At 47.7% G+C, this 5,625-nt stretch carries 4 protein-coding genes and 1 pseudogene; 1 reads left to right on the top strand and 4 read right to left on the bottom strand.

Annotation, left to right across the window (positions count from 1 at the left end; genetic code table 11):
• From Q1V74_RS09975 to Q1V74_RS09965, 3 genes are all read right to left on the bottom strand, one after another.
• Window positions 1-765: glutamate synthase-related protein (locus tag Q1V74_RS09975; RefSeq protein WP_300648577.1), on the bottom strand; the 765-nt coding region annotated here is incomplete at its 3' end.
• A gap of 51 nt (window positions 766-816) precedes the next feature.
• The gene (gene gabD / locus Q1V74_RS09970) at window positions 817-2,271 is read right to left on the bottom strand and encodes an NADP-dependent succinate-semialdehyde dehydrogenase (protein ID WP_300648575.1); all 1,455 of its coding nucleotides are present in this window, start codon (window positions 2,269-2,271) and stop codon (window positions 817-819) included.
• 104 nt (window positions 2,272-2,375) lie between these two features.
• Window positions 2,376-3,860 (bottom strand): PLP-dependent aminotransferase family protein, encoded by a 1,485-nt coding sequence (locus Q1V74_RS09965; protein WP_300648573.1) that lies wholly within the window; start codon window positions 3,858-3,860, stop codon window positions 2,376-2,378.
• Window positions 3,861-3,989: 129 nt separating this feature from the next.
• Here Q1V74_RS09965 and gabT point away from each other — a divergent pair, with 129 nt between their 5' ends.
• Window positions 3,990-5,258, top strand: coding sequence for a 4-aminobutyrate--2-oxoglutarate transaminase (gabT, locus tag Q1V74_RS09960; protein ID WP_300648571.1), 1,269 nt, complete (start codon window positions 3,990-3,992; stop codon window positions 5,256-5,258).
• A 36-nt stretch (window positions 5,259-5,294) separates the two neighbouring features.
• On the opposite strand, the pseudogene Q1V74_RS09955 reads toward gabT, so the two are convergent.
• A pseudogene (locus Q1V74_RS09955) lies at window positions 5,295-5,625 on the bottom strand (hypothetical protein); the annotation flags it as partial.

Here is a 5,625-nt window from a genome sequence, read left to right as displayed (position 1 = left end):
AATCCCCCCCTGCCCGGGCTTTGCCCCCTGAGACAACTTAATCTCGATCATTTTGACTTGAGGTTGCCGTGCTCGCTCGGCAAACCTTTCGGGAGAAAACTGCCCTTTTTCATCCCTACAACCAAAGTACCCAGAACCAATATTCCAAATTAAGTCGCCACCATATTTTTTATGGTAGTGACTGATCCCCCCCTCGCCCGTATCATGAGCAAAATTACCTAATACTGCGCCACGATTTAGTGCTAATACTGCATTTGCAGACAATGCCCCAAAGCTCATGGCAGAAATATTAAATACTGACAGGGAATACGGTTGAGTGCAGTCCGGCCCCCCAACCGTAATCCTAAAGTTAATGTCTTTGATTTGGCTGGGAATCATAGAATGGTTAATCCACTCGTAGCCTGTGCTGTAAACATCCTGTTTAGTACCGAATGGTTGCTTGTCTTCTTGTTGCTTGGCTCTCTGATACACAAGAGAGCGGTCTGCGCGTGAAAAAGGCAGCTCTTGATCATCCCCTTCCATAAAATACTGCCGGATTTCAGGACGAATAAACTCAAAGAAAAACCGTAAGTTACCAATTACCGGATAATTACGACGAATCGCATGACGGGTTTGGGTTAAATCCACCACCCCAAGCAAGCTTAATGCGATAAAAGGCAGGGCTAGCACCCACCACCAGGCGTTTTGTAAGGCTAATAAGCTAAACACCACCGCAGCGAACAGCACCACATAAAACGCCGTATAGCGGGTGAGTAGACGTTGCATAAATCTCTCCAGCTGGACAAAAATCAAAATAACCTAAATGCTATTGTAAGTTTAAATACCGCCCATCAACATATATTTAATAACTAAATAGTCATCTAAGCCATAATGCGACCCCTCGCGTCCAAAGCCAGATTGTTTGACGCCCCCAAACGGAGCTGCTTCGTTAGAAAGCAAGCCACTATTAATTGCCACCATCCCGTATTCCAACGCCTCTGCCACACGCCAAACCCGCCCAATATCACGGCTATAAAAATAGGCTGCTAAGCCATATTCAGTTTGGTTAGCAAGCTCAATGACCTCGTCCTCGTTTTCAAAAGCAAAAACTGGCGCTAAAGGACCAAACGTTTCCTCGCGCGCGACTTTCATGGAAGACTTCATGTGCGTTAAGACCGTGGGCTCAAAAAACAAACCACCAAGCTCATGCGCCTTGCCCCCTAAGGCAATATGCGCTCCTTGAGCCACTGCGTCTTCAATGTGTTCTTTGACCTTTTCTACAGCAGCCTGATCAATGAGTGGCCCCTGAGTGACCTGCGCTTGTAGCCCATCACCTACTTTGAGCTGCGCCACTTTTGCCGTGAATTTTTCCACAAACGCATCGTACACACCCCGTTGTACATAAAGACGGTTTGCACATACGCAGGTTTGCCCCATATTGCGGAACTTACTCACTATCGCCCCTTCGACGGCAGCATCTATATCGGCATCATCAAAGACGATAAATGGGGCATTTCCCCCTAATTCTAAAGAGATTTTTTTAATTTGAGGTGCAGCCTGTGCCATCAATAACCGGCCAATATCCGTAGAGCCGGTAAAACTGATTTTGCGCACAATATCATTGCTGGTCATTTCCTCACCAATCGCCGAGGCAGAGCCCGTCACAATAGAAAAAACACCCTCTGGCACCCCAGCCTCTTGTGCCAACACCGCTAGCGCAAAAGCCGAATAAGGGGTTTGTGTTGCAGGCTTGACCACAATGGCGCAACCCGCTCCTAAGGCTGCACCCGCTTTGCGCGTAATCATTGAGGAAGGAAAATTCCATGGTGTTATGGCTGCACATACCCCCACTGGCTCTTTGATCACAACAATACGACGGTCATGTGCTGGCCCAGGGATCACATCCCCATAAGCACGCTTGCCTTCTTCGGCATACCACTCTAAATAGGATGCGCCATAAGCAATTTCCCCTTTAGCTTCGGCTAAAGGCTTTCCTTGCTCTAAAGTCATAATGCGGGCTAAGTCATCTTGATGTGTCATCATCAAATCAAACCAACGCCGTAAAATCACAGCTCGCTCTTTGGCACTTAGGCGACGCCATTGTTTTTGCGCAGTGGCGGCCGCTTCAATGGCCCGGCGCGTTTCAGTCGCTCCCATTTTAGGAATGGTTCCTAGTACTGCACCCGTAGCGGGATTTCGGACCGCGATGGTCTCACCACTATCCGCATCTACCCACTGACCATTGATATACGCCTGCTGTTTAAATAAATCAGGGCGAGATAAGTTCAACATAACTCCTCCAAACTCTGAAAACGGACTAAAAAAATACCTGTTTTTATTATATTTTAGGGTTCCATTCTAAAATAGATTAACGGGTTTGTATATTTCTCTTCGTGCTAATCGCTCGCTATAGCGGACTGGATAATACTCACTAAACGCCTAAAATAGGGCTTAATTAATGCTTCATCTACGTTTGCATAACCCAACAGCAAGCCCGGCTTTGCGTTTTTATCCAAATAATATTTAGATAAAGGCCGCACCATCAAGCCTATTGCTTGTGCGGCCTGGCTGATACGCACATCATCCGTTCCCACTGGCAAATGCACCACTAAATGTAACCCTGCCTCGTGATTAGACAAAGGCCAGTTTTCTCCTAGTGTTTCGGCAATGACCTCGCGCAATACACTTTGGCGACGGGCGTAATGCAAGCGCACCCGCCGCACATGCGCGGCATAATGCCCCTCGGTGATAAAATCACACAATACCGCCTGCTCGAGCAAACGCCCATCCCGATACAACTCGGAGACACCAGTGGCAAAATAACGCGTCAAGGTTTGAGGCAACACCATATAGCCTAAGCGCATTCCTGGAAACAAGGTTTTAGAAAATGTACCCATATAAATGACGCGATGATATTGATCTAAGCCCTGTAACGAAGCAATAGGCTGCCCTTCGAATCTAAACTCGCTGTCATAATCATCCTCGATAATCCATGAGCCGTGTTGATGCGCATACTCCAACAGCAGACGCCGTCTCGCTAAACTCATCACATGCCCTAAAGGATACTGGTGCGAAGGCGTCACAAATATCAATCGTGGGGGCTCACGCATTTGCTCTGCCGTAGGTGCTAAGCCTTCCTCATCCACCGCAATGGGCACCACTTTGAGCCCAGCCATTTTCAATACGGTACTTGCCCCCCAATAGCCGGGATTCTCCATCCATACCGTCATTCCTGGCTCAGCAAGCAAGTGAGCCGTTAAACTTAATGCTTGATGTAACCCAGAAATAAGCAACACGTGTTCTGCAGAGCCCCGCACACCCCGCGCTAAACGTAAATGCTCGATCAGTGCCTCACGTAACGGTAAATAGCCCGCTCCGTGCGCATACGTTAATAGCTCAGGCTTTGCGGTTTTCCAATGACGCCGTAAGAGCCGTAACCAGATTTGATTTGGAAATAACGATACATCCGGTACCCCCGCCACAAAGGGTTGCCATTGCTGTGGCGAAGCTTGCGCCCTACTGACCATTTCAATACCACGCGTCGATAGCTCCCAGTGTGGCACAGCGGTAGACAGGGTAAGCGTATCCACCGTTTCCACTTGCTGCTGAACTTGCACCGCTGCGGACACAAAAGTACCGCTTCCTGTATAGGACTCCACATAGCCTTCGGCTAATAGTTGCTCATAAGCCTGCACGACTGTATTTCTTGAAAGCCCACATTCTTGGGCTAATGTACGGCTTGCGGGAAGCTTTTCTCCTGCTTGCAGCACCCCATCTAAAATCAACTGGCTAAAAATACGGTACAGCTGCCGCGACAAAGTGCGTACTGACTGACGATCCAAATGCTGCAGCACATACTCCGCTAAAGCACCCCCTTTCATTTCTTAACTCCTCTTTTCTGGCTTAAATCCAAAATGGACTGCCCAATTCTGCCATAAATGGCTCTTCATGTGGAACCAAGTTAACGATAAGCTATCTCTTACACCCTACTTCGTATAAGGAGACACCCCATGAAAAATGCCGATCTAGTCCAACGTAAAAATGCAGCGACCCCACGAGGCGTCGGTGTCATGTGTGACTTTTACGCTCAGTCCGCCGAAAATGCGGAAATCTGGGATGTGGAAGGGAAACGTTATATTGATTTTGCAAGTGGCATCGCTGTGCTTAACACCGGCCACCGTCATCCTCGCATCATCGCGGCCATAGAAAAACAATTACAACTTTTTACGCATACGGCGTATCAAATCATTCCCTATCAAAACTATATTGAATTAGCCGAAAAATTGAATACGTTGGTCCCTGGCGACTTTACTAAAAAAACCGCTTTTTTTACTACAGGCGTAGAAGCGGTAGAAAATGCTATTAAGATTGCACGTTACGCCACCCAGCGGCCCGCGATTATTTCATTTAGCAATGCGTTTCATGGAAGAACCTTTTTAGGGATGACGCTTACCGCTAAGGTCAACCCCTATAAAAAAGGTTTTGGTCCTTTAGCTTCGAATATTTATCACACCCCTTACCCGAATGCCTCGCTTGGAATCAGCGCAGAGCTCGCTAAAAAAGAACTGCTTAGCTTATTGAACACAACGGTGGATGCTGACCAGGTCGCCGCAATTATTATTGAACCCATTCAAGGGGAAGGAGGGTTTAATGTATGCCCCCCTGAGTTCATGGTGTTTTTACGTGAGCTCTGCGATGAGCATGGTATTTTACTGATCGCCGACGAGGTTCAAACCGGATTTGGTCGTACAGGTAAACTGTTCGCCATGGAGCACTACAGCGTTAAAGCCGATATCACAACCATGGCCAAAAGCCTGGCCGGCGGTATGCCGTTATCAGCCGTTTGCGGTCGTGCCGACATCATGGATGCTCCCGTCGCTGGCGGGCTTGGGGGCACCTACGCGGGCAACCCTCTGGCTATTGCCGCTGCCCTTGCTGTCATTGAGGTCATTGAAGAGGAAAATCTTTTAGCACGTGGTCATCAACTTGGCGAAAAACTGCAACAACGCTTACAAAGCCTACAAAAACAAGTCCCTACCATTTCCTCTATTCGTGGTCTGGGTGCCATGATAGCAGTAGAATTTCGTGATCCGAACACCCATGCTGCAGAGACAGCTCTTGTGAAAAAAATCCAAAACTATGCACTAGATAAAGGCTTAATATTATTAACATGCGGCCCAGAAGCCAATGTCATTCGTTTCTTATTTCCTTTAACTATCCCAGATGCCGTCATGGATGAGGCCTTAGATATTCTGGTTGAAGCCATTCAAAATAGTTAAACCTTTTAAGCGCCCTATCACAGGGCGCCATTTATCTTAAACCTCCCAATCAATCAACGCCCAGCCTGTAGGCTGCTGATGCAAGCCTTTATTGCCAATAAAACGAAGCTGAGCGGCATAACCCTGCTGATATAAAATCCCCAAGATATATAAATACGAAGGTGTCGCTAACTGTGGTTGTTGCACAGGGTCTATATCTGGCCTAGCCCCAAAAGCAGGGTTTAATGGATAGGTCAAATACACTCGACGCCTTGCCTGTTGGGTCAGTTTTTTGAGTGCCGCCGCCATATCCTCGACCAAAGTAGATCGCGAAGCAACCACCACATCGCAAACAGGCACATCCTGCCAATCATCTTCCCAGTCTTTA

Origin of the sequence: Paenalcaligenes sp. (assembly GCF_030152715.1) — a bacterium.
Taxonomy (GTDB): domain Bacteria; phylum Pseudomonadota; class Gammaproteobacteria; order Burkholderiales; family Burkholderiaceae_B; genus Paenalcaligenes; species Paenalcaligenes hermetiae.
The sequence above is the reverse complement of the archived record's forward strand: the minus strand, read 5'-3'. Positions and strand labels throughout refer to the sequence as shown.